A 19,398-nucleotide genomic window follows, 5' to 3' on the forward strand; every position below is an offset into this window, starting at 1 on the left:
CCATTACAAAACCGCAACTTGAAGCTCGTACGCGGGGACCCCGGTCCGCTGTAGCCTCAGCGGACGTGAGCCCCCCACCGCGCCGGCGTGCGACTCTGGCGTCGTTGGCGGACGAGCTCAACGTTTCCCGCACGACGATTTCGAATGCCTTCAACCGGCCCGATCAGCTCTCCCCGGACCTGCGCGAGCGCGTGCTCGCGACTGCCAAGCGGCTGGGATACGCCGGCCCCGACCCGGTGGCGCGGTCCTTGCGGACCCGCAAGGCCGGCGCGGTCGGCCTGGTGATGGCCGAACCGCTGACCTACTTCTTCAGCGACCCCGCCGCGCGCGACTTCGTCGCCGGGGTGGCGCAGTCGTGCGAGGCGCTGGGGCAGGGGCTGTTGCTCGTGGCCGTCGGGCCCAGCCGCAGCCTGAAAGACGGTACAGCCGCTGTGCTTTCGGCCGGGGTGGACGGCTTCCTGGTTTATTCGGTGTGCGACGAGGATCCCTACCTGCAGGTGGTGCTGCAGCGCCGGCTGCCGGTAGTGGTGGTCGACCAACCCAAGGGGCTGGCCGGTGTCTCCCGGGTGGGCATCGACGACCGCGCCGCGATGCGCGAGATCGCCGACTACGTGCTGGGCCTGGGGCATCGCGAGATCGGGTTGCTGACCATGCGGCTGGGCCGGGACCGACGTCAGGGCCTGGTGGACGCCGACCGGTTGCGCTCGCCCGCATTCGACGTGCAGCGCGAGCGCGTCATCGGCGTGTGGGACGCGATGACGGCCGCCGGTATCGACCCGGATTCCCTGACCGTGGTGGAAAGCTACGAGCACCTGCCCGAATCGGGCGGCGGCGCCGCCAAGGCAGCCCTGGAGGCCAATCCGCGGATCACCGCGTTGATGTGCACCGCCGACATCCTGGCCCTGTCCGCCATGGATTACCTACGGGCACACGGCATTTATGTGCCGGGGCAGATGACCGTCACCGGTTTCGACGGCGTGCCCGACGCCACCAACCGCGGCCTGACCACGGTGTCGCAGTCCAGCCTGCAGAAGGGGTGTCGCGCGGCGGAGCTGTTGTTGAAACCGCCACGATCGGGGCTACCGGCCGTCGAACTCTTGGACACCGAGCTGATCCGCGGCCGCACCGCCGGTCCGCCGGCGTGAGCCGGACTACTTGGAGTCTTGGTCGCCGATCAGCAACCGCACGGCCAGGTCCAGTCGCTTGCTGACGTCGGTGGCCGACGCCCGGCGGGTGAGCCACGCCAGCAGGTTCGACAGCCACACGTCCGAGATCACCCGGGCGATGTGGTACTGGTCCTCGGTCGGCTCGCCGTCGGCCATCGCTCGCGCGAACATCGAATCGATGAGCTTCTCGACCTGGTCGACCTCGCTGGCGGCCGACGCGTCGGCGAACACGTACGCACGCGTCATCGCCTCGGTCAGCAGGGGATTACGTTGCATCGCGCGATTCAGCTTGCCCACCATGAAGTTGAGCCGCTGAAAGGGCGTTCCGCCGGTCATGGCCGAGCGGTCCGTCTTGGCGTCGATGCGGCTGAACTCGCGGCCCAGCGCCGACACCAGCAGGTGCACCTTCGACGGGAAGTAGCGGTACAGCGTCCCCACCGCGACATCGGCGCGATCGGCCACCGCGCGCATTTGAACCGCCTCGTAGCCTCCCTTGGAAGCGATGGCCATGGTGGCATCGAGGATGCGCTTGCGGCGTTCCCGCTGCGCCTCCGACCCCAGTTCGGATTCCGCCAATACCGCCACGTTCATGACCTCGCGCGGCTGCGAGTCGGAAACGCGGCTCGGATTTGCGTTGGCTGGCATGTGACGGTTTGCTCCTGTTCCCGGCGGTTCGTTAGCAAACGATACGCATTCTGCGTGTGAATCTCCCACCTCCATACCGCCGCGGACAAGCGCTGTGCTGCTGTGATGGCGTTCGACTTGACGGTCGATCACTGGCACTATTAGAACACGTTCTAGTCTTCGGAGAGCGGGTTGCGTGCCAACACCCGATGCAGAGGTACCCGCTCGGCCGGCAGATCGCACAATCGGGACAGGGGCCCACCCCCTTGTCACATCGAAACTCATGACGCGGAGGTCCTCTCAGGTGGTAGCGACCGTCACCGACGAGCAGTTTGCCGCGCGAGCCCTGGTGCGCGACTGGGCCCGCAATTCGACGTCCGGACCTGGCGGAACCACGGCGATCCGCGACGTGGAGCAGGGTAAGTCCGACGCCTGGCGGCCGGTGTACTCCCGGCTGGCGGAACTGGGGATCTTCGGCGTCGCCATCCCGGAGGAGTTCGGCGGCGCGGACGGCAGCATCGAAGACCTGTGCGCGATGGTCGAGGAAGCGGCGAAGGCGCTGGTTCCCGGGCCGGTCGCCACCACCGCGCTGGCCACGTTGGTTGTGTCCGATCCCGAGTTGTTGGGCGCCCTCGCCTCGGGTGAGCGCTTCGCCGGCCTGGCGCTGGAAGGTGAGATCGAGTTCGACGACGCGACGTCCAAGGCCTCGGGCACCGTGGCGTGCGCGCTCGGGGTGGCCGAGGGTGCCGTGCTGTTGGCGCCGGCTGGCGCCAAGTGGCTGCTGATCGACGCCGACGGGGAGGGTGTGCGGATCGAGCCCCTGCAGGCCAGCGACTTCTCCCGGCCACTGGCGCGGTTGACGCTGAACTTGGCCCCGGCCACCGTCGTGTCGGACAGCCGCGAACGCGTCGAGGAGCTGGCCGCGACGGTGCTGGCGGCCGAGGCGGCCGGCATCACCCGGTGGTCGCTGGAGACCGCCGTCGACTACGCCAAGGTCCGCGAGCAGTTCGGCAAGCCGATCGGCAGCTTCCAGGCCATCAAGCACATCTGCGCGGAGATGCTCTGCCGAGCCGAGCAGGCGGAGGTGGCCGCCGCCGACGCCGCGCGGGCGGCGGCAGAGGGCGACGAATCCCAGTTCTCCATCGCCGCGGCCCTGGCCGCGAGCACCGGCATCGCCGCCGTGAAGGCCAACGTCAAGGACTGCATCCAGGTGCTCGGCGGCATCGGCTGCACCTGGGAGCACGACGCGCACCTGTATCTGCGCCGCGCTCACGCCCTCGGCCGCTTCCTGGGCGGGGCCGAGACCTGGCTGCGCCGCATCACCGCGCTGACCCAGGCGGGCGTGCGGCGCCGGCTGGGTATCGACCTCACTGAGGTGGAGAACCAGCGCCAGGAGATCGCCGCCGCCGTAGCCCAAATCGCGGCGCTGCCCGAGGAGAAGCGGCAGGCGGCCCTGGCCGAGGCGGGCCTGCAGGCGCCGCACTGGCCGGCGCCCTACGGGCGCGGCGCGGGACCCGCCCAGCAACTGCTGATCGATCAGGAGCTGGCGGCCGCCGGTGTGGCCCGGCCCGATCTGGTGATCGGTTGGTGGGCGGCGCCGACCATCCTCGAGCACGGCACGCCGGAACAGATCGAGCGTTTCGTGCCGGGCACCACGCGCGGCGAATTCCTTTGGTGTCAGCTGTTTTCCGAACCGGGCGCCGGTTCGGACCTCGCCTCGCTGCGCACGAAGGCGGTCCGCACCGACGGCGGCTGGCAGCTGACCGGGCAGAAGGTTTGGACGTCGGCCGCGCACAAGGCGAAGTGGGGAGTGTGCCTGGCGCGCACCGATCCGGACGCGCCGAAACACAAAGGCATCACCTACTTCCTGGTCGAGATGAGCTCACCGGGCATCGAGATCCGTCCGCTGCGCGAGATCACCGGTGACTCGTTGTTCAACGAGGTGTTCCTGGACAACGTGTTCGTTCCCGACGAACTGGTCGTCGGCGAGGTGAACGACGGTTGGCGGCTGGCCCGCACCACCCTCGCCAACGAGCGGGTCGCGATGGCCAACGGAACCGCGCTGGGCAACCCGATGGAGGAGCTGCTCGAGATGCTGGCCGAGCTCGACCTCGACGCGGCGGAGCAAGACCGGTTGGGCCGGTTGATCGTCGCGGCGCAGACCGGTGCGCTGCTGGATCAACGGATCGCTCAGCTGGCCGTCGGCGGGCAAGACCCCGGGGCGCAGTCCAGTGTCCGCAAGCTCATCGGCGTCCGCTACCGCCAGGCGCTCGCCGAGTACACGATGGACGTGTCCGAGGGCGGCGGCCTGGTGCACAACCAGGCCGTGTTCGATTTCCTCAACACCCGCTGCCTGACCATCGCGGGCGGCACCGAGCAGATCCTGCTGACGGTCGCCGCCGAGCGGCTTCTCGGCCTGCCCCGCTGATACAAAGGCTTTCGGCCGCCCGTTGCTCGGGAACCTTTGACGGCCGATAGCGGGTTGCGGCGAACCCGTCGGGCGAAAAGTGTAGGGAAATCCCTAATTGAGACGTTTCAGCGCGCGGCCTTAGCTTGTAGCGACCGCCCCGGCGATAGTTGCTTCACCGGAAGGCTGCGGGCACGCCTGATGTCGCGGCGGTTGCGCATCGAAAGGGACGCCATGCCAACGGATTCGGCTCACCACCACTTGAATGCTGACTCTCGCCGGAGGCGCCGCTCCGACACGGCTGCACGTCCGAGCGCCCTGGCCGGGGTGCTCGCGGCAGTCGCCATCGCGATGAGCGCCGCACCACCGGCCCTGTTGCCCGCAGCCAAGGCGGACCCGACGCAACACACCGTCGTGTACCGGATCCTCGGCGGCGGCGACGTTTTCTCCGTCATCCCGGATCCCGGGACCCCGGTGTATCCCGCGAGCACCACGACCTGGGTTTCGGTCCCGTGGTCGCAGACCGTGCAGGTCACCGGAAGCCCGTACCTGGCGCTGAACTACACCGACAAGACCGGCGGTCCGCACGACTGCGCGATCCAGGTGGACGGCCACCCCGTCGCGCTGACCGAACACACGACCGGTAGGTGCGCTTACCAAATCCCGGGTCCGGCGCAGTAGTCCATCGGGATCGCGAACAGTGGACATCCCCACCTGAAGGAGAACAGCCGTGCAGCGTCAGATCATCGTCGGTGTAGCCGGCATGGCCATCGTAATCACTAGTGGCGCAGGCTGTTCCAGCAATAAGTCGAACCCACAAGCGTCGAACTCGGCGGGGCCGCCCGCTGGGCCGCAGGTGATCGTGGACGGCAAGAGCCAGAACGTCAGCGGTCCGGTCACCTGCAAACCCGTCGGCGACAACATCAACATCGGCATCGGCGACCCGGCCAAGGGCGTCGGGGCCGTGGTCAGCAAGGACAACCCCCCAATCGTTCACGCTGTCGGACTGGGCAACGTCGACGGCATCACGCTCGGTTTCTCCGATGCCGCAAAGGGGCAGGGCGGGAACGCCGGAGCCGCGGTGGGCGACAACGCTATTCAGATCAAGGGCACGGCGACCGGTGCCGACGTGAGCGATCCCCACCAGCCGAAGCCGGTGACCAAGCCATTCGAGATCGACGTGACCTGCCCGTAGGGCGGCGCAGCCGAATCGTTCGGACCAACGCCCGAGAGGGGACGTAACCAATGTCGATCAAACGCCTCGCCGCAGCGGCGGCAGTCGCGACGGGCCTGGGAATGTCGGTCACGACTGTCAACGGGGGCTTCGCGAATTCCGCCCCGCTGGACCCGCCGTGCCCCAGCTGGCAGAAGGGCTGCTCCGGCAACCCCAGCCCCAACCCCGGTTACGGGGGCACCGGCACGCCACCGGTAGCCACAGCGCCGCACGGCACCCCGCCGCCACAGAGCACCTGGCAGTCGACGGCGCCGGCGCACACCACGCAACCGCCCAGCACGCAACCGCCGCCCAGCACGTGGCAGTCCACGCCGGCGCCGCACACCACGCAACCGCCACCCAGCACGCCGGCGCACAGTTCGCCGCCGCCCGCGTCGAGCACCTGGCAGCAGCCGCCACCTAACAGCACGACGGCCCCGATGCCGACCGAATGCCCCAACTGGGACAAGAACTGCACCCCCGCCCCCGGCCCCAGCCCGAATTCCGGTTACGGGGGCTCGGGGACGACGCCGCCGAACAACACGCCGCCGAGCCCGTGGCAACAGCCGGCCCAGAACGGCTCGACGCCGCCGAGCCCGTGGCAGCAGCCGGCGCAGAACGGCTCGACGTCATCGATGCCGACGGTATGTCCCGCCTGGTACAAGAATTGCACCCCCGCGCCCAACCCCAATCCCAATCCCGGGTACGGGGGCTCGGGCACGACGCCACAAAACGGCGCGCCGTGGGGTGGCGTGACCCCGACCACCGGGGCACCCTGGGGCGGTACGACCAACCAGCCGGGCGAGCGCAACTCGTACCCGCCCAGGCCGCCTCGCCCGGTTCTTAACGCGCCGTGGACTCAGCCTCCCCACCCGCCGTACTACCCGCCGCCCCCACCGATCCTTCGCCCCACCGGGGAGATAGGCGGCCCCACCAACGCGCCGGGCTACTGGGTCCCGGGCCAGGGAGCGCCACCTCCGCCGCCACCGAGCGGCTACGGATGGAACAACGGCCCCGCGCCTGGCGCCCCACCGCCGAACTGGGAAGGCCCGCCACCGTCCGGCGGCTGGAACGGGCCGCCGCCTGCCGGCGGCTGGAACCAGCCCTGGCAAGGAACGCCGGTTGACGCGTCTTACGGCCAGAACTATTACGCGCCGTTCACCTACAACAACTTCACCGTCCTTCCGGTCTTCAACGCGGACTACGGCGGCTTTGGTTACTGGTTCTTCGGTACGTGGATACCGCTGTACTGACGGCGATAACGGCTGAAGCCCGGGGGCATCCATTCGGGCGCCCCCGGGTTCGGGTTTTTCAGGATTTGAAAGCGCACAGAAAATTCCGGACGGCTTCTGGAAATGAAAGTGACTTGCGCCGGCGTGCGCGATCGAATTTCTTTATGGGGGCACCTGTGGAGTGACCTTGCGCATCTAGGCTGATCGCCGAGGTCGCCGCTCGTACGCCGTCGTGGAGTGCCGTTGATCGCCATGAGAATTCCTCGCGCTCCCGCGGTAGCAGACGTAAATATTGATTGGCGGCGCTACGTCGGTTTCTCGGCCGATGAATCGGGAATGTCCCTACACTTTTGAAAGGCAGTAGGGAAAACCCTGATGCCGGCGATTAAAGGCGTCTATATCTTGAAGAACAAATGGCGATTACGGGGCCTCAACCACAACGGTTCCTCGTCGAGTGGTACGGACCACGAACAGCCGCCCACTCGATAGGCGATATCGTCGACCGACTGAATAGTCGTGCTGAATTGATGACGACTCGTGGAACGCCGGTCCAGCTTCTGACGGCGATGACGGTGCCGGACGACGATTACACCTTCGGTGTCTTTGCTGCCGAGTCGGCCGAGCTCGTCGCGCAGGTCTGCGCCGACGTCGGCACGCCCGCGGAGCGGATCAGCTGCGGCGTCGGTTGGATGTGGCTTCGGGACGGCTGACGGGCTGGCTCGACGGCGGCCACCATGTCTGCCCGTGGGCTCGCGGGTGCCGTCGAGCAAAGTTTTTCGGCCGTTCATGCATCGTTGCCGATCATTTATATCGCGGAAAATCGTGCCGTTTCAGCGAACTTCTGCGAGAATCCCTGCAGTAGCCACCGGCCACGCCCGGCTCCAGGGCTGGCAAACGAAGGAGCCGGACATCGGGGTGTCTGGCCGTGGGGGATGGATTGTCATCGCGACTTCGGCGTCGACGTGGCGGTCCGGCCGTCTGATGGTGTGAGGGTTGATGTGACGGAGCGATTGGTCGGCCGGCAGGCCGAAGAGCGCGCCGTCAGCGACTTTCTTGCGTCTTTGCCACATCGATCGTGCGCACTCGTTATCGAGGGCGAGGCGGGGATCGGCAAGACGGCGGTGTGGGCGGACGCGGTCCGTCGGGCTGATGAATGCGGATATCGCGTGCTGAGCTGCCGCGCCGCAGCGGCCGAATCGGTGCTGGCGTACACGGTGCTGGCCGACCTGCTCGATGACGTCGACGACTCGGTATGGGCCGATCTGCCGTCTCCGCAGCAGCAGGCCTTGGGCGGTGCGCTGTTGAGAGAGTTCGTCGAGGCTTCCGAGATTGATCCCAGGGCGGTGGCGGCGGCGTTTGTGGCGATCGTCGGTCGACTCGCCGCGGTGCGGCCTGTCGTGATCGCCATCGACGACCTGCAGTGGTCGGACGCGTCGAGTGCCAGTGTGGTGGCGTATGCCGCGCGCCGCCTTCGCGCCGGCGCGGCCCTGCTGTGCACGACGCGTACCGAAGGGGCCGCCGAGCGGTTGCAGCTGCCCAGTCCCGGCGACGTGTGTCGCATCCGAATGCAGCCGTTGACCGTAGGCGAATTGCACCAGGTCCTGCTGATGCGGCTGGGACACTCGGTGGCGCGCCCCACGCTGCTGCGCATTCACGAGATAGCCGCGGGCAACCCATTTTTCGCGCTGGAGTTGGCCCGAGAACTGGGCGCCGAGGGACGCCCTTTCGAAATGAGTCTGCCCGGCAGCCTCAATGAGCTGGTCCGCGCGAGGATCAGTCGGGTCGGCGCCGAAGACATTCTGCTTGCCATCGCCAGCCTGCCCGATCCGACGGTGGCGATGGTGGCGCAGGCCACCAATTCGCCACCGGATCAAGTGGTGCAATCGCTCAGGAAAGCCGAAGACCAAGCGGTGGTGGCCATCGACGGAACCCGGCTCCGGTTCACCCACCCCCTCTTGGCGCACGGCGTCTACAGCGCAGCGGCGCCCGGTCGCCGCCGCGAAATGCACCGCCGGCTCGCCGAACTCACCGCCCAACCCGAGTTGCACGCCCGCCACCTCGCGCTCGCCGACACGTCCGGGAAGCCGGAGACGGTGGCCGCGCTGGACAGGGCAGCCGAGATTGCCCGCGGCAGGGGCGCCCCCGCCGCCGCCGCCGAGCTGGTTGAACTTGCCGTCGGTCTGGCCGGCGACGACGATCCAATGCGCAAGATACGCTGTGCGACAGACCATTTCGTTGCGGGTGACCCCGCACGTGCCCGGCGGATCCTGGATGCGGTCATCGCGGCGCTGCCGCACGGACCGACCCGTGCCGAAGCGTTGCATCAGCTGGGGCTGATCGTCTTGTCTGACGACAGCTTCCTGGAAGCGGCGAGCGTGCTCGAGCAGGCTGTAGACGAAAGCGGCACCGACGCCGCCTTGCGGGTCCGCATCCTGATCGGCCTGGCATTCGCCCTCCTCAACGCTGGCCGACACGAGCATGCCTACGCGCGCGTTGAGCGGGCCGTGGCCGATGCCGAGCGCCTCGGCACCGCGGCACTGCTCGGCCCGGCGCTGGGCATGCGAGTGATGATCGACTTCATGGGCGGCAAGGGCTTTGACGGGCCCGCGATGCAACGCGCGGTCGAATTGGAAGGGCCAGGCGCGCCAGTCCCGTTGCCGTTACGGCCTCGTGCACAGATGAGTTTGTTGCGCGCTTGGACGGGCGAGTTGTGGCCGGCCCGTGACGAACTAGCGGAAATAGAACGGGAATGCCTGGCTCTCGGCGAGGAGGCCGAGCTGATCTTCATCGGTTTTCACCTCACGCTCATCGATATCTGGCTTGGCAACCTCGCCAGTGCGGCGGTAATCGCCGACGCCACGATGGAACGGGCAACTCTGCTGGGCGGTGACTTCCCGATGTTCATCGGGCTTACCCTTCGGGCCGCGGTCGCCGCACACGTCGGCCGCCTCGGGGAAGCTCGAAGCGACCTGAGCCAGGCGATAGCGGCTGCGCAACGTTGCGGCTCAAGACGTTTGGCCGAGTGGCCGGCAACGATAGCCGGGTTCGTCGAGGTGTCGGCAGGTGACTACCAAGCGGCGATGAGCGCGCTTGAACCGCTGTTGCCCATGGCGGCACTCTTCCCGGAAGCAAGTGAGATCATCTCGTCGTCTTTCGTTCCCGAAGCCGTTGAAGCCATGGTCGGTCTCGGTCGATTGGACGATGCGGAGCCACTGGTGGAAGCCCTGGTGCGCAATGGCCGCCGACTCGACCGCGCATGGACCCTGGCGGTCGGTATGCGCTGTCGCGGCATGCTTCAGGCTGCGCACGGTGATGTCGCGGGCGCCATCGGCAGCGTCGAGCTGGCATTGGCCGAACACGAACGCCTCGCAATGCCTTTCGAGCGCGCCCGCACTCAGCTGTTGTTCGGCCAGCTGCAGCGCCGCCAGCGCCGGCGCGACACGGCCGGCGCAGCGCTGCGCGAGGCACGGGACACCTTTGTGCGACTCGGGACCACCGTGTGGGCCGAGCGCGCCGAAACCGAACTGGCGCGCGGCCTCTCGATCCGGACCCGCGACCCAGGACTGACCGCGACCGAAGAACGCGTTGCCGACCTGGCCGTCTCGGGGTTGACCAATCGCGACATCGCCGCCGCGATGTTCCTGAGCCCCAAGACCGTGGAGGTCAACCTCAGCCGCGTCTACCGCAAACTGAGCATCCGATCCCGCGCCGAGCTCTACCGGGCGTTGCAAGCGTGGAAGGAAAAGCCTTGATCTGATTCGCCGTAACCCGTGGCGTTTCAGGAGAACGTGGTGACCGCGCAGGTGCTCGGGGACGTGATGTTGACCCCGGAGTAGACCACCTGGATGTGGGTGCAGGCGATGACGTTGTTGTCCGTCTTGGGCTGGCCCGTCTGCCAGTCTGTGGAGTCGATGCGCCCGTGCGTCTGATATTTCTCCGGCGGGCCCTCACCCATGTAGATGGTGGTGATCTCGTCAAAACCCATCGACTTGTGTACCCGCTCGTACTGGCCGTCGGCGTGCGCGTCGAGGTAGGCCAGCCGGTTGGAGGACCGGATCTCGGTGGTTTGCCGGGCCCACAGGCCGGGCGGGAAACCGGTGACCCCGTCGGGCGTCAGCATGTCCGCCCCGGCGGTGAAGTCACAGTGGCCATCGGCTTTGAAGCAATTCAGGATGGCGCGCGTCTCCAGCTGATTGGGCCCATCCAGCGGGAACAGCGTGGTGGCGGTGTTGCTCGCCGCGGCGCACACCCCGGCGGGCGCAAACATCGGCATCATCGCGACGACTGCGAATCCCCATACCAGCCGCATCATCGATGCTTCCCTTCCCTGTGGCCCAAGGGTGAACTTAACCCGGCGACTACTCGTCGTAGGTGACTTCTACCGAATCAGATTCAGGGTGAGATTGACAGGCCAGGATCAGGCCCTCGTCCAGATCCTGCTGCTCGAGCACGTCGTTGACCTCCATGCTCACGTTGCCGCTGCGCAACGTGCACGCACACGCGCCGCAATGACCTTCGCGGCAGGAGAAGGGCGCGTCGAGGCCCTTGGCCAGCAGCACGTCGAGCAGCTTGGCGTTGCGCGGCCACGACACCGTGTGGGTTTCGCCGTCCAGCTCGACCACCGCAGTCGCGGGTGGCTCGTCACCTTCGGCCGTGTCCTCGATCTTCACCGCCGCGAAGGGATCCGAGTCCAGCGACTTGAAGACTTCGATATGTATTTGCGCCGCAGGCACTTTCAGCGTTTCCAGGGCCTGTCTCGCCGAGTCCATGAAAGCGCCCGGTCCGCAGATGAACACCGGCCGGTCCGTGTAGGGGGCGGCCAGCTTGGCCAGCGCGGCCACGGTGGGCAGGCCCTGCAGCGATTCCAGCCAGTGCAGCACCGTCAGCCGGTCGGGATATTTGGCCGACAGCTCGCGCAGGGCGTCGGAGAAGATCACCGAACGGTCGTCGCGGTTGGCGTAGACCAACGTCACCTGCCCGCCGCCCTCGGCAAGCGCCGACTTGCAGATCGACATGATCGGGGTGATCCCGCTGCCGGCTGCCATCAGCAGGAAGTCGTCGCCCAGCGTCTTGGGGACGAAGTTGCCCGACGGGGCCAGCACGTGGATCCGCATGCCCTTGTGCGCGTGGTCGCACAGCCAGTTGGACGCGTAGCCGTCCGCGGTTCGTTTGACCGTGACCGTCAGAGCGTCGTCGGTGAAGGGCGAGCTGCACAGCGAGTAGCAGCGTGCCACCGACCCGGTGCGTTCGCTGGGAATGCGCAGCGTCAAGAACTGGCCCGGCGCGTACCGCAGCCGCTCGGGCGGGACGTCGGGGTCGCCGGCGTCGTCCGGTACCGCGAACACCAGCGACCGCGCATCGTCGGTCTCGGCGATGACCTCGGCGATCTGCAGTTCAAGGACGTGGTCACCGAGCGGCTCGTCGGGTGCTTGGTCCAGATCCGCCTCGGTCAAGGCCCGTCCCTTCCTTTCGTTGCAACTAGAACATGTTACAGAAAAGCGGATTCGTATCGCTACCAGCCGCAGGAATACCCTGCTCGACACAAATCGGAACGTGTTCTAGTCTCTGGTGTAAGTCCGCTGAGTAAGTCTGGCGCAGGAGGCAAACCTAAGTGACGTCCATTCAACAGCGTGATGCGCAGTCGGTTTTGGCTGGCATCGATGATCTGCTCCCGCAGATACGCGAACGCGCTCAGGCGACGGAGGACCTGCGGCGGTTGCCCGACGAGACCGTTCAGGACCTGCAGGACGTGGGCTTCTTCACCCTGTTGCAGCCCGAGCAGTGGGGCGGGTTGCAATGCGATCCGGCGCTGTTCTACGAGGCGGTGCGGCGGCTGGCCAGCGCGTGCGGGTCCACCGGATGGGTGAGCTCGATCATCGGCGTGCACAACTGGCACCTGGCGCTGTTCGACCAACGGGCGCAGGAAGAGGTCTGGGGCGAGGACCCCACGACCCGGGTCTCGTCGTCGTATGCCCCGATGGGCGCGGGCGTGGTGACCGACGGCGGCTACCTGGTCAACGGTTCCTGGAACTGGTCCTCGGGCTGTGACCACGCCACGTGGGCGTTCCTCGGCGGTCCGGTGATCAAGGACGGCCGCCCGGTCGACTTCGGTTCCTTCCTCATCCCGCGCAGCGAGTACCGCATCGACGACGTGTGGCATGTCGTCGGCCTGCGCGGCACCGGCAGCAACACCGTCGTCGTGAAGGACGTCTTCGTGCCGCGGCACCGCTTCCTGTCCTATAAGGCGATGAACGACGGCACCGCGGGCGGCTACGAGACCAACAGCGCCGCGGTCTACAAGATGCCCTGGGGCACAATGCACCCCACCACGATCTCGGCGCCGATCGTCGGCATGGCCTACGGGGCGTACGACGCGCACGTCGAGCACCAGGGCAAGCGGGTGCGCGCGGCGTTCGCGGGCGAGAAGGCCAAGGACGACCCGTTCGCCAAGGTCCGCATCGCCGAAGCGGCCAGCGACATCGACGCGGCGTGGCGCCAGCTGAGCGGCAACGTCGCCGACGAGTACGCGCTGCTGTCGGCCGGTAAGGAGATCCCCTTCGACCTGCGTGCCCGCGCTCGTCGCGACCAGGTGCGCGCGACCGGCCGTGCGATCGCCTCCATCGACCGGCTGTTCGAGGCTTCCGGTGCCACCGCCCTGGGCAATGACCAACCGGTGCAACGGTTCTGGCGCGACGCGCACGCCGGCCGGGTGCACGCGGCCAACGACCCCGAGCGGGCCTACCAGATCTTCGGGAACAATGAGTTCGGGTTGCCGCCCGGCGACACCATGGTCTAACGCATGACCGCGACAACGGGGCTGCTGACGTTCGAGTCCACCTCGCGATTCGTTGAGGTCGACGTCGACGGTCCGCTGAAGCTGCACTACCACGAGGCGGGCGTCGGCAACGAGCAGACAATCGTGCTGCTGCACGGCGGCGGTCCGGGGGCGGCGAGTTGGACGAACTTCTCGCGCAACATCCCGGTGCTGGCCGAGCGGTTTCATGTGTTGGCCGTCGACCAGCCCGGGTACGGGCACTCCGATAAGCGCGCTGAGCATGGGCAGTTCAACCATTACGCGGCGCGCGCCCTGGCGGGCCTCTTCGACCAGCTGGGGCTGGGACGTGTTCCGCTGGTTGGGAACTCGCTGGGGGGTGGCACCGCGGTCCGCTTCGCCTTGGACTACCCGGACCGGGCCGGGCGCCTGGTGCTGATGGGGCCGGGTGGGGTGAGCGTGAACCTGTTCGCGCCTGACCCGACCGAGGGCGTCAAACGGCTGGGCAAGTTCTCCGCCGAGCCCACCCGCGAAAACCTCGAGGCGTTCCTGCGGGTGATGGTCTACGACCAGAAACTGATCACCCCGGAGTTGGTCGAGCAGCGGTTCGAGTTGGCCAGTACGCCGGAATCGCTGACGGCGACCCGGGCGATGGGAATGTCTTTCGCCGGAGCGGATTTCGAGCTCGGCATGATGTGGCGCGAGGTGCACCGGCTGCGCCAGCCGGTGCTGCTGATCTGGGGCCGCGAGGATCGGGTCAACCCGCTGGACGGGGCTCTGGTCGCGCTGAAAACCATTCCGCGCGCGCAGCTTCACGTGTTCGGGCAATGCGGGCACTGGGCGCAGGTGGAGAAGTTCGACGAGTTCAACAAGCTCACCATCGATTTCCTGGGAGGTGCGCGATGAGCATCCGCTCTCTGGGCTATCTGCGTATCGAGGCCACCGACATGGCGGCCTGGCGCGACTACGGCCTGAAGGTCCTCGGCATGGTCGAGGGAAAGGGCGCGACCGAGGGCGCGCTGTATCTGCGGATGGACGACTTCCCGGCCCGCCTGGTGATCGTGCCCGGCGAGCAGGACCGGCTCATCGAGGCCGGCTGGGAATGCGCGAATGCCGCTGGCCTGCAAGAGATCCGCAACCGGCTCGACGTCGAGGGCACGCCCTACAAGGAGGCAACCGCCGCCGAACTGGCGGACCGCCGGGTCGACGAGATGATCCGGTTCTCCGACCCGTCCGGCAACTGCCTGGAGGTGTTCCACGGCGCCGCCCTGGAACACCGCCGGGTGGTCAGCCCGTACGGGCACAAATTCGTCACCGCCGAGCAGGGGCTGGGGCACGTGGTGCTGACCACCCGCGACGACGAAGAGACTTTGCACTTCTACCGGGACGTGCTCGATTTCAAGCTGCGCGACTCGATGCGGTTACCACCGCAGGTGGTCGGCCGACCGGCCGACGGGCCGCCGGCGTGGCTGCGCTTTTTGGGGTGCAACCCGCGTCACCACAGCCTGGCCTTCATGCCGGGGCAGACGCCCAGCGGCATCGTGCACCTGATGGTCGAGGTCGAACAAGCCGACGACGTGGGCCTGTGTCTGGATCGGGCGCTGCGCCGCAAAGTGCCGATGTCGGCGACGCTGGGCCGCCACGTCAACGACCTGATGCTGTCTTTCTACATGAAGACGCCCAGCGGGTTCGACGTCGAATTCGGTTGCGAGGGAAGGCAAGTCGAAGACGACGACTGGATCGCCCGGGAGAGCACCGCGATCAGCCTGTGGGGCCACGACTTCAGCGTCGGTTTCAAGGGTTAAATTCGAGGCTATGACTGCCGCGCCGATCGACCCGCGTACGTTCCGCAGCGTGCTCGGCCAGTTCTGCACCGGAATCACCATCATCACCACCGTGCACGACGACGCCCCGGTCGGCTTCGCGTGCCAGTCGTTCGCCGCGCTGTCGCTGGATCCGCCGCTGGTGCTGTTCTGCCCCACCAAAGTGTCGCGGTCGTGGAAGGCCATCGAGGCCAGCGGCCGGTTCTGCGTCAACATGCTGACCGAGCATCAGAAGAACGTCTCGGCCCGCTTCGGCTCCAAGGAGCCGGACAAGTTCGCCGGAATCGACTGGCACCTTTCGGAACTCGGCTCCCCGATCATCGACAATTCGCTGGCCTACATCGACTGCACGGTCGCCTCCGCGCACGACGGGGGCGATCACTTCGTGGTTTTCGGTGCTGTCCAATCGCTTTCGGAGGCGCCCAAGATCAAGCCGCGGCCGCTGCTGTTCTACCGCGGTGAATACACCGGCATCGAGCCGGACAAGACGACGCCTGCGCAATGGCGCGACGACCTGGAGGCGTTTTTGACCACCACCACCCAAGACACCTGGCTGTAGTGGTTCTTTAGGTGGGCCCAGCGCGATGGCTCCCCGCGTCGCGCTCGCGCTCGCGCTCCGACATGTTCACCGTGGGGGAGTTGTCCGCAATCGGCTGCTCCTGGCTCCACGCGGCGTCGCGGTCGGCACCGCGTTCGTCGGCGGCCGAGTCCTTTTCGGCCCTCACCTTCGGGTCCAGGCTGTCAGCCCGCTGAAACTGTTCATTGAGTTGTTCGCGCGAGGACGCCACTTCGGTCTGGTGCGCCGCCGCACGATCCTGCAGGCGGGCGGCTTCGGCCGCCTTGGCCTCGGCTTCGGCCTGAGCGGCGCGGGCTTTGGCGGCCGTCTCCGCCGCCAGCGCTTCACGGCGCTCGACCTTGGCGCTCTCCACCTTGGCCTGTTCGCGAATGCCTTCGGCCTCCCGCTCGCGGCGGCGCATGCTCGCTCTCCGGGCAAGCATGACGAGGACGATGATTATGAAGACGGCCACGACTGCGGCGATGACGATCCAGACGGTGTTGCTGCTGTTCATGATGGACTCCGTTTGTGTTGGAAAGCGCTGAGGCCCCTTGTGGCGGGTTGCCGTATTCCACACGGATGAAACAACCCCGCTCGTTTGCCGGACGGCCGCGGGACAGAATGATGGCATGACGGTGGACCTGGGCGCGTATTTCAACCGCATCAACTACGGCGGTCCCGCCGAGCCGACCCTCGAGGTGCTGCAGGACCTGATGACCGCGCACACCGGCTCGATCCCGTTCGAGAATCTCGACCCGCTGAGGGGCGTGCCGGTCGACGACCTGAGCCCGCAAGCGCTGACCGACAAGCTGGTCTACCGGCGCCGCGGGGGCTACTGCTACGAGCAGAACGGTCTGATGGGGTACGTACTGGCCGAAATCGGGTTTCGGGTGCGGCGGTTGGCCGGGCGGGTGGTCTGGATGCAGCCGCCCGACGCGCCGCTGGGCGCCCAGACACACACGGTGCTGGCGGTGACATTCCCCGGGTCGCAGGGTTCCTTCCTGGTCGACGTCGGGTTCGGCGGCCAGACCCTGACCTCTCCGATCCGGTTGCAGACCGGGAACGCCCAGCAGACCACGCACGAGCCGTACCGGCTGAGCGATCGCGGTGACGGCCTGGTCCTGCAGGCCCTGGTCCGGGACGAGTGGCAACCGCTGTACATGTTCGGCACGCAGACCGTGCCGCAAATCGATCTGACGGTGGGCAGCTGGTACGTGTCCACGCACCCGTCGTCGATCTTCGTGACCGGCCTGATGGTCGCGCTGACCACCGACGACGCCCGCTACAACCTGGCCGGTGCAAACCTGACCGTCCACCGCGCCGACGGCAGCGAGAAGATCCGCCTTGACGACGCTGCGGCGGTCCTCGACGCGCTCGGTGAGCGGTTCGGCATCGACGTTGCGGGTATCGGCGATCGGACCGCGCTCGAGGCGCGCATCGCGCAAGCGCTCGACGCTTGAGCGCCTCGCCGGCTTTTGCTACTGGGCCGAAAGCCAGGGCCCGAGCCGGCGCACCGCTTCTTCGATGTCGAGCGTCGGCCCCGCAAACGACAGGCGCACGAACGAATTGCCCCGGGTGGTGTCGAAGTCGATGCCCGGCGCGATAGCAACGCCGGTGTCGCCCAACAGCTTCGCGCAAAAGTCGATCGACTTGTCGGTGAATTCCGAGACGTCGGCGTACACGTAGAAGGCCCCGTCGGTCGGAGCCAGACGCGCGATGCCGATGCTGCGCAGCCCGTCGAGCACCAACGAGCGATTGGCCTCGTAGTGATGCAGGTGGCCGTCGGCTTCGGCGGTGGCCTCCGGGGTGAAGGCCGCCACCGCGGCGAGTTGTGACAGCACGGGCGGGCAGATGGTGAAGTTCCCGGTGAGGCGATCCACCGCACGGCGCAGCTCGGACGGCACCAGCAGCCAGCCCAGCCGCCAGCCCGTCATCGCGTAGTACTTGGAAAAGCTGTTGACCACCACGGCATTCCGCGACGTCTGCCACGCGCAGCTGGTCTGGGGTGCCCCTTCGTAGACCAGTCCGTGATAGACCTCATCACTGATCAATCGCGCTCCCGTCGCATCGCACCACGAGGCGATAGCGGCCAGCTCCGTCGGTTCGATGACCGTGCCCGTGGGGTTGGCCGGGCTTGCCACGATCACACCTTGCACCGGGGGGTCGAGTTCGGCGAGCATCTGCGCGGTCGGCTGGAAGCGGGTCTGCGGTCCGCATGGTATTTCCACCACCTCGCATCCCAACGCCGACAGGATGTTTCGGTAGCACGGGTAGCCAGGACTGGCCAGCGCCACCCGGTCGCCGACGTCGAAGCAGGCCAGGAAGGTGAGCAGGAAGCCGCCCGAGGAACCCGTGGTGATCACCACCGCGTCGGGTTCCACCTCGAGTGCGTGCTGGCGCTGATAGTCAGCGGCGATCGCGGCCCGCAGCTCGGGAATGCCCAGTGCGACCGAGTAACCCAGTTCGTTGGAATGCACGGCGGCGGCCGCGGCTGCGCGCACCGGCTCGGGCGCCCCCACGCTGGGCTGGCCCGCCGACAGGTTGACCAAGTCGCCATGGCTGCGCTGGCGTTCCGCGGCCGCCAGCCAGACATCCATCACGTAAAACGGTGGGATGCCGGCTCGTAGCGAGACACGGTCGGTCACGGCGTCGTGAGTACCTCGGATTCCAGTCGCTTGAGTAGTTCTTGCGTCGATTCCAGCAGATGCGCGCTGCCGTGAGCACGTTTGAAGTACAGGTGCATGTCGTGTTCCCAGGTGATCGCGATGCCGCCGTGCAGCTGGATGCCCTCGGCGGCCACCGCGTTCAGTGCCTCGGTGGCGGCCAGGCGCGCGGTGGCGGCGTTGGTGGGACTGGGGTTCTCGCACGCGTCGGTCACGACGGCCTTCGCGGCCGCGACGATGACATACAGATCGGCCATCCGATGCTTGAGGGCCTGGAAGCTGCCGATCGGCCGACCGAATTGCACTCGCTCCTTGGCGTAGTCGACGGTCAGTTCCAGACAGCGTTCGGCGGCGCCGATCTGCTCGGCGGCCAGCAGGACTGCCGCCATGTCCGCCAGCCCCGGGTCGGTGCCGATCGACACGGTCTCCTCGGCCGTGACTCGCGCCAGGCGCCGCGTCGGGTCCATGGTGGCGACGGGCTCAGCGCCGAATCGGGTCCACCTGTTCAGCCGGCCGTCCTCGACGGCGACCACGACATCGGCGATATCGCCGTTGATCACGTAGTCGGCATCGAGCACCAGCGCACCGATCGAGCCGCCCTCGGCAAGGCTTTCCAGCGTCGCGGCATCCGGCTCGGTCGCGCTCAGCAGCGCCAACTCGGCCAGGGTGGTACCCAGCAGCGGGGAGGGCACCAGGGCGCGGCCGAGTTCCTGCAACACGGCTGCGGCATCGGCCAATTCGCCGCCCGCACCGCCCAACTCCTCGGGCACTACCAGGGCCGCGGCGCCGACCTGTTCGCACAGCAGTCGCCACAGCGATTCGTCGTAACCACGGTCGGACTCCATGGCCGCGCGCACCGCCGCAGGGCCGGCGTGCTTGGACACCAGGGCGGCGACGGTCTCGGCCAGCATCTGCCGTTCTTCAGTCATTGGCGCCACTCCC

Annotated in this window: 19 protein-coding genes; 12 read left to right on the top strand and 7 right to left on the bottom strand. The window is 67.4% G+C overall.

Annotated features, from left to right (window positions below):
• The first annotated feature begins 65 nt into the window (after nt 1–65).
• Complete coding sequence (locus tag AC5Y4H_RS01405; RefSeq protein WP_499977884.1) at nt 66–1,145, top strand: Rv3575c family transcriptional regulator; 1,080 nt, start codon at nt 66–68, stop codon at nt 1,143–1,145.
• A gap of 6 nt (nt 1,146–1,151) precedes the next feature.
• Here AC5Y4H_RS01405 and kstR read toward each other — a convergent pair whose 3' ends face one another.
• Nucleotides 1,152–1,751: a cholesterol catabolism transcriptional regulator KstR gene (kstR, locus tag AC5Y4H_RS01410; RefSeq protein ID WP_066867395.1), complete on the bottom strand. Its 600-nt coding sequence runs from the start codon at nt 1,749–1,751 to the stop codon at nt 1,152–1,154.
• A 343-nt stretch (nt 1,752–2,094) separates the two neighbouring features.
• Here kstR and AC5Y4H_RS01415 point away from each other — a divergent pair, with 343 nt between their 5' ends.
• From AC5Y4H_RS01415 to AC5Y4H_RS01425, 3 genes are all read left to right on the top strand, one after another.
• A complete protein-coding gene (locus AC5Y4H_RS01415) occupies nt 2,095–4,218 on the top strand; it encodes an acyl-CoA dehydrogenase family protein (RefSeq protein ID WP_499978122.1) in 2,124 nt (707 codons plus the stop codon).
• Nucleotides 4,219–4,524: 306 nt separating this feature from the next.
• Nucleotides 4,525–4,878, top strand: coding sequence for a hypothetical protein (locus AC5Y4H_RS01420; protein ID WP_499977885.1), 354 nt, complete (start codon nt 4,525–4,527; stop codon nt 4,876–4,878).
• Nucleotides 4,879–4,927: 49 nt separating this feature from the next.
• Nucleotides 4,928–5,392: a lipoprotein LpqH gene (locus tag AC5Y4H_RS01425; protein ID WP_499977886.1), complete on the top strand. Its 465-nt coding sequence runs from the start codon at nt 4,928–4,930 to the stop codon at nt 5,390–5,392.
• A gap of 208 nt (nt 5,393–5,600) precedes the next feature.
• On the opposite strand, the gene AC5Y4H_RS01430 is transcribed toward AC5Y4H_RS01425, so the two are convergent.
• Nucleotides 5,601–5,888: a hypothetical protein gene (locus tag AC5Y4H_RS01430; protein ID WP_499978136.1), complete on the bottom strand. Its 288-nt coding sequence runs from the start codon at nt 5,886–5,888 to the stop codon at nt 5,601–5,603.
• Here AC5Y4H_RS01430 and AC5Y4H_RS01435 point away from each other — a divergent pair.
• The 3 genes from AC5Y4H_RS01435 (at nt 5,851) to AC5Y4H_RS01445 (ending at nt 10,394) form a co-directional block, all read left to right on the top strand.
• Nucleotides 5,851–6,663 carry an MAP_0585 family protein gene (locus AC5Y4H_RS01435; RefSeq protein ID WP_499977888.1) on the top strand — a complete coding sequence of 271 codons (813 nt, stop codon included), beginning with the start codon at nt 5,851–5,853 and terminating at the stop codon, nt 6,661–6,663. The genes AC5Y4H_RS01430 and AC5Y4H_RS01435 overlap by 38 nt on opposite strands.
• 506 nt (nt 6,664–7,169) lie before the next feature.
• Nucleotides 7,170–7,352, top strand: coding sequence for a hypothetical protein (locus AC5Y4H_RS01440; protein WP_499977890.1), 183 nt, complete (start codon nt 7,170–7,172; stop codon nt 7,350–7,352).
• Nucleotides 7,353–7,640: 288 nt separating this feature from the next.
• Nucleotides 7,641–10,394, top strand: coding sequence for an AAA family ATPase (locus AC5Y4H_RS01445; RefSeq protein WP_499977891.1), 2,754 nt, complete (start codon nt 7,641–7,643; stop codon nt 10,392–10,394).
• Between the two features lie 26 nt (nt 10,395–10,420).
• Here the strand turns inward: AC5Y4H_RS01445 and AC5Y4H_RS01450 are convergent, their stop codons facing one another.
• Together AC5Y4H_RS01450 and AC5Y4H_RS01455 are read right to left on the bottom strand one after the other, a co-directional pair.
• Complete coding sequence (locus AC5Y4H_RS01450) at nt 10,421–10,954, bottom strand: hypothetical protein (protein ID WP_499977892.1); 534 nt, start codon at nt 10,952–10,954, stop codon at nt 10,421–10,423.
• A gap of 46 nt (nt 10,955–11,000) precedes the next feature.
• On the bottom strand, nt 11,001–12,095 hold the full coding sequence (locus AC5Y4H_RS01455; RefSeq protein ID WP_499977893.1) for a 2Fe-2S iron-sulfur cluster-binding protein: 1,095 nt from the start codon (nt 12,093–12,095) through the stop codon (nt 11,001–11,003).
• A 158-nt stretch (nt 12,096–12,253) separates the two neighbouring features.
• Between AC5Y4H_RS01455 and hsaA the strand changes: the two genes are divergently transcribed.
• From hsaA to hsaB, 4 genes are read left to right on the top strand one after another with little or no spacing between them, the layout of a single operon-like run.
• Nucleotides 12,254–13,438, top strand: a complete 1,185-nt coding sequence (gene hsaA, locus AC5Y4H_RS01460; protein ID WP_499977895.1) for a 3-hydroxy-9,10-secoandrosta-1,3,5(10)-triene-9,17-dione monooxygenase oxygenase subunit — start codon at nt 12,254–12,256, stop codon at nt 13,436–13,438.
• 3 nt (nt 13,439–13,441) lie between these two features.
• Nucleotides 13,442–14,320 carry a 4,5:9,10-diseco-3-hydroxy-5,9,17-trioxoandrosta-1(10),2-diene-4-oate hydrolase gene (gene hsaD / locus AC5Y4H_RS01465; protein WP_499977897.1) on the top strand — a complete coding sequence of 293 codons (879 nt, stop codon included), beginning with the start codon at nt 13,442–13,444 and terminating at the stop codon, nt 14,318–14,320.
• Entirely contained in the window at nt 14,317–15,219 is a 903-nt protein-coding gene (hsaC, locus tag AC5Y4H_RS01470) for an iron-dependent extradiol dioxygenase HsaC (protein WP_499977898.1), read from the top strand. Before hsaD ends, hsaC begins: the two co-directional genes overlap by 4 nt.
• 10 nt (nt 15,220–15,229) lie before the next feature.
• Entirely contained in the window at nt 15,230–15,796 is a 567-nt protein-coding gene (gene hsaB, locus AC5Y4H_RS01475; RefSeq protein WP_499977900.1) for a 3-hydroxy-9,10-secoandrosta-1,3,5(10)-triene-9,17-dione monooxygenase reductase subunit, read from the top strand.
• Nucleotides 15,797–15,803: 7 nt separating this feature from the next.
• On the opposite strand, the gene AC5Y4H_RS01480 is transcribed toward hsaB, so the two are convergent.
• Nucleotides 15,804–16,307 (bottom strand): hypothetical protein, encoded by a 504-nt coding sequence (locus AC5Y4H_RS01480; protein WP_499977901.1) that lies wholly within the window; start codon nt 16,305–16,307, stop codon nt 15,804–15,806.
• A 115-nt stretch (nt 16,308–16,422) separates the two neighbouring features.
• On the opposite strand from AC5Y4H_RS01480, the gene AC5Y4H_RS01485 reads away from it, so the two are divergent.
• Entirely contained in the window at nt 16,423–17,253 is an 831-nt protein-coding gene (locus AC5Y4H_RS01485) for an arylamine N-acetyltransferase family protein (protein ID WP_499977903.1), read from the top strand.
• 18 nt (nt 17,254–17,271) lie between these two features.
• On the opposite strand, the gene AC5Y4H_RS01490 is transcribed toward AC5Y4H_RS01485, so the two are convergent.
• Entirely contained in the window at nt 17,272–18,438 is a 1,167-nt protein-coding gene (locus AC5Y4H_RS01490) for a pyridoxal phosphate-dependent aminotransferase (RefSeq protein WP_499977905.1), read from the bottom strand.
• The gene (gene ipdE2, locus AC5Y4H_RS01495; protein ID WP_499977906.1) at nt 18,435–19,385 is read right to left on the bottom strand and encodes an acyl-CoA dehydrogenase IpdE2; all 951 of its coding nucleotides are present in this window, start codon (nt 19,383–19,385) and stop codon (nt 18,435–18,437) included. Before ipdE2 ends, AC5Y4H_RS01490 begins: the two co-directional genes overlap by 4 nt.
• Between the last annotated feature and the right edge of the window lie 13 nt (nt 19,386–19,398).

The organism is Mycobacterium sp. NGS58 (assembly GCF_059812385.1).

What these genes read in the sequence shown, in the direction of transcription:
- AC5Y4H_RS01435 (WP_499977888.1), top strand. Translation starts at nt 5,851, where the DNA reads ATGCCGACCGAATGCCCCAACTGGGACAAGAACTGCACCCCCGCCCCC.
- AC5Y4H_RS01440 (WP_499977890.1), top strand. Translation starts at nt 7,170, where the DNA reads ATGACGACTCGTGGAACGCCGGTCCAGCTTCTGACGGCGATGACGGTG.
- AC5Y4H_RS01450 (WP_499977892.1), bottom strand. Translation starts at nt 10,954, where the DNA reads ATGATGCGGCTGGTATGGGGATTCGCAGTCGTCGCGATGATGCCGATG.
- hsaD (WP_499977897.1), top strand. Translation starts at nt 13,442, where the DNA reads ATGACCGCGACAACGGGGCTGCTGACGTTCGAGTCCACCTCGCGATTC.
- hsaC (WP_499977898.1), top strand. Translation starts at nt 14,317, where the DNA reads ATGAGCATCCGCTCTCTGGGCTATCTGCGTATCGAGGCCACCGACATG.
- hsaB (WP_499977900.1), top strand. Translation starts at nt 15,230, where the DNA reads ATGACTGCCGCGCCGATCGACCCGCGTACGTTCCGCAGCGTGCTCGGC.
- AC5Y4H_RS01480 (WP_499977901.1), bottom strand. Translation starts at nt 16,307, where the DNA reads ATGAACAGCAGCAACACCGTCTGGATCGTCATCGCCGCAGTCGTGGCC.
- AC5Y4H_RS01485 (WP_499977903.1), top strand. Translation starts at nt 16,423, where the DNA reads ATGACGGTGGACCTGGGCGCGTATTTCAACCGCATCAACTACGGCGGT.
- ipdE2 (WP_499977906.1), bottom strand. Translation starts at nt 19,385, where the DNA reads ATGACTGAAGAACGGCAGATGCTGGCCGAGACCGTCGCCGCCCTGGTG.